The sequence below is a fragment of the Paracoccus sp. (in: a-proteobacteria) genome (assembly GCF_035556475.1).
Lineage (GTDB): Bacteria > Pseudomonadota > Alphaproteobacteria > Rhodobacterales > Rhodobacteraceae > Paracoccus.
On sequence record NZ_DATMFA010000042.1, the window covers coordinates 1 to 1,724 of the forward strand.

General features: G+C 65.2%; 1 protein-coding gene. It reads left to right on the forward strand.

Features of this window, described 5'->3' with window-relative positions; genetic code table 11:
• Nucleotides 1–1,724, forward strand: a 1,724-nt coding sequence (locus VNQ78_RS05115; protein WP_325687272.1) for a hydantoinase B/oxoprolinase family protein, incomplete at both ends; no start/stop codon positions are given.

Genomic DNA, 1,724 nt, shown 5'->3' on the forward strand with positions numbered 1-1,724 from the left:
CAAGATCACCGAGGTCGATCCGATCACGCTGCAAGTCGTCCGCGGCGCCTTCGAGACCATCGCCGAGGAAATGGGCCATGTGCTTTACCGTATGTCGTTTTCCTCGATCATCCGGGAAAGCCAGGATCTGGGCGCGGGCCTGTTCGACACCGATTTCAACACGCTCTGCGAGTCGGAATCGACGCCGATGCATATCGGCTCGATCCCCGGCTATCTGCGCGGCATCGCCGAAACGCTGGAGGACGGCGAATGGTATGAAGGGGACGCGGTCGTCCACAACCACCCCTATCACGGCTCGTCCCACACCCCCGACCTGGCTATCGTCGTGCCTGTGTTCTTCCAGGGCCGGCTGGTAGGCTTTGCCGGAAACACCGCGCACCATGTCGATATCGGTGCGGCGACGCCAGGGCTGATCATCGACGTGCCCGATGTCTATGCCGAAGGCATGCTGTTCGCGGGCACCAAGCTTTACCGCAAGGGCGAGCCGAACAACGCCATGTGGAACTATATCCGCCGCAATTCCCGCGCGGCCGGGCAGTTGGTGGCGGATATCGAGGCGCAGATCGCCTCGGCCCGCCTGGGCGCGCGCCGCTTCGTCGAACTGCTCGAGAAATACGGCGAGGAGACGGTCTTCGGCGCCGCCAATCAGCTGATGGATTACGCCGAGCGCATGACCCGCCAGCGCATCAGCGAAATCCCCGACGGCGATTACACGGCCGAGGGCTGGCTGGACGACGACGGCCGCAACCGCGACCACCGCCTGAAGGTCAAGGTGACGGTCCGCGTCCGCGGGGACGAGGTCGAGGTGGACCTGACCGGCTCGGCCGACCAGACGCCCACGGCCTATAACGTGCCCTTCGAGGGCTCGACCAAGGTCGCAGCCTATGCCGGCTTCCGCAAGCTGCTGCTGGATGCCGCCACCTCGGATGCGCGGGTGCCGTCCAACGAGGGATCCTTCCGCCCGATCAAGGTCACGGCGCCGCTTGGGTCGATCTTCAATCCCCGCGCCCCCGCATCGGCCGAGGCCCGCTTTACCCAATGCAACCGCATGATCGACCTGATCATCCGCGCGCTGGCCCCCGTGATGCCGGAACAGGTGATCGCGGGCTCTTCTGCCTCGATCAGCTTCGCGGCCTATTCCGGCGTGCGGCCCTCGGGCGACTACTGGGTGTTTCTCGAGGTGAACGAGGGCGCCTATGGCGGGCGACCGCGCAGCGACGGGCCGGACAGCATCGACAATCTGATGGCCAACACCCGCAATAATCCGCTGGAAGACCTGGCGATGCATATCCCGATGATCTGCGACCGCTACGAACTGCGTGACGACGCTCCTCCGGGCGCGGGCGAGTTCCGGGGCGGCATCGGGGTTGTCAAGGCGCAGCGGGTGCTGACGCCGGCCTTTATTACCCACGAATCCGAACGCCACACGGACGCGCCATGGGGCATCTTCGGTGGACAGGACGGCGCCGTGGGGCGCTGCACGATCAGCAACCCTTCCAGGTCCGGACAGGAGCAGGAGATGCACTCCAAGTTCTCGGGCCTGTCGGTCGGCGCCGATGACGTGATGACCTATTACAGCCCGAACGGCGGCGGCTACGGCTCGCCGCTCAAGCGCTCTCCGCAAAAGGTGCTGGAGGACGTGCTGGACGGCTTCTATTCGGCCGAGCATGCGCGGCAGGTGTATGGCGTGGCCGTCAACCTCAAGGACGAGACCGTCGATATCC